This window comes from Streptomyces sp. NPDC032472 (assembly GCF_040636955.1).
In the GTDB taxonomy this organism is placed as follows: Bacteria; Actinomycetota; Actinomycetes; order Streptomycetales; family Streptomycetaceae; genus Streptomyces.
Genome location: NZ_JBEZVK010000044.1, coordinates 1 through 1,487, shown reverse-complemented (window position 1 = coordinate 1,487; position 1,487 = coordinate 1). Strand labels below are relative to the sequence as shown.

At 72.3% G+C, this 1,487-nt stretch carries 3 protein-coding genes; 1 reads left to right on the top strand and 2 read right to left on the bottom strand.

All coding sequences use genetic code 11. The annotated features are described in order from the left end of the window. Window positions 1-101 precede the first annotated feature (101 nt). Window positions 102-524, bottom strand: coding sequence for a hypothetical protein (locus tag AB0F11_RS26170; RefSeq protein WP_362178353.1), 423 nt, complete (start codon window positions 522-524; stop codon window positions 102-104). An 88-nt stretch (window positions 525-612) separates the two neighbouring features. On the opposite strand from AB0F11_RS26170, the gene AB0F11_RS26165 reads away from it, so the two are divergent. Then, window positions 613-1,320 (top strand): helix-turn-helix domain-containing protein, encoded by a 708-nt coding sequence (locus tag AB0F11_RS26165; protein ID WP_362178351.1) that lies wholly within the window; start codon window positions 613-615, stop codon window positions 1,318-1,320. Between the two features lie 8 nt (window positions 1,321-1,328). Here AB0F11_RS26165 and AB0F11_RS26160 read toward each other — a convergent pair. Then, on the bottom strand, window positions 1,329-1,487 hold a 159-nt coding region (locus AB0F11_RS26160; protein ID WP_362170216.1), incomplete at its 5' end, for a transposase.

Here is a 1,487-nt window from a genome sequence, read left to right as displayed (position 1 = left end):
CACCGCCTCCCCCCGCCCCGCACTGTCCCCGGGGGGCGGTGTGTGGCGGCCCCCCCCCCCCCGGCCCCCCGGCGCCGTCACCGCTGCCGCCCGGGGCGTTTTCAGGAGGCGCGGTGGTAGTACTGGGCGAGCCGGGCCAGGGCGACGGCGCCCAGGAGCAGTCCGAAGTCGCGCAGCGCGATGTCGTAGTAGCCGGGGATCGTCAGCAGGTTGACGATGATGCCCGCCAGCCAGCCGGCCACCAGCCAGCCGCCGAAGCGCGGGGCGACGGCCACCACGATGCCGGCGACGATCTCGATCACGCCGACCGCGTACATGGCGGCCTGGGCGCTCCCCGGGACGATGTCGTTGATCCAGGGCGCGAGGTACATCGGCCAGTCGACGAGCAGGTTGGCGAACTTGTCCAGGCCGAACAGGAGCGGGGCCACCGTGAATCCGGCGCGCAGGATCAGGAAGGCCTGGCGACCGGGATCGGCAAGGCCGGCGCCCCGACGGGTGACGGGGGCGGGGGTCGTGGACGTCATGACAGCCTCCTTCTAAAAGCAGCCTTCATTAACGATAGAATCCCCGATTCCGTCTTTAGTCAAGAGCCATTGGTTTTACACTGGCAGCGTGGACCACCCGAAGGACACAGAGGACACGACGCACCGCCTGAGCTCGGACGTCTCCGCGATCGCCGCCCTCGACGAGCCGACCCGCAGCCGCCTCTACGCGTACGTGGGCCGCCAGCCCGCACCCGTCAGCCGCGACGAGGCCGCCGAGGCACTGGGCCTCGCGCGGCAGACCGCCGCGTTCCACCTGGACCGCCTGGCCCAGGAGTCGCTGCTCGACGTCGTCTACGAACGGCGTACGGGACGCACGGGCCCCGGGGCCGGCCGGCCGGCCAAGCTCTACCGGCGCTCGCCCCGGCACATCGAGGTCAACCTGCCCGACCGGCGCTACGAGCTGGCCGGCCGGCTCCTCGCCCAAGCCGTCGAGGAAGCGGAGGCGACCGGCGAGCCGGTCCGCGCAGTGCTGCACCGCAAGGCCGAGGAGCTCGGCACCCAGCTGGGCCGGCAGTCCACGGCCGGCATCGTCGAGGTGCTCGAACGCAACGGCTTCGAGCCGCGGCACGAGGGCGGTGCCATCGTGCTCGCCAACTGCCCCTTCCACGCTTTGGCCCGCGAGCACACCCGGACCGTCTGCGGCATGAACCTCCATCTCCTCGGCGGCCTCCTCGACGGCCTCGGCGAGGACCGCTTCGAGGCCCGCCTGGCGCCCGAGCCGGGCCGGTGCTGCGTCCGCCTGGAGCCCCCGGCCCCCCAGCAGGACCGCCCTTAGAGGTCGTTTCATTTGGTGAGGCGGCGGTGGCAGATGAGGGCTGCGGCTATGCCGACGAACGCGAGGAAGTGCTCTGCCTTGCGTTCGTAGCGGCGGTGGAGCCGACGGCAGCCGGCGAGCCAGGACACGGTCCGCTCGACGACCCACCGGTGGCGGCCGAGCCGCTG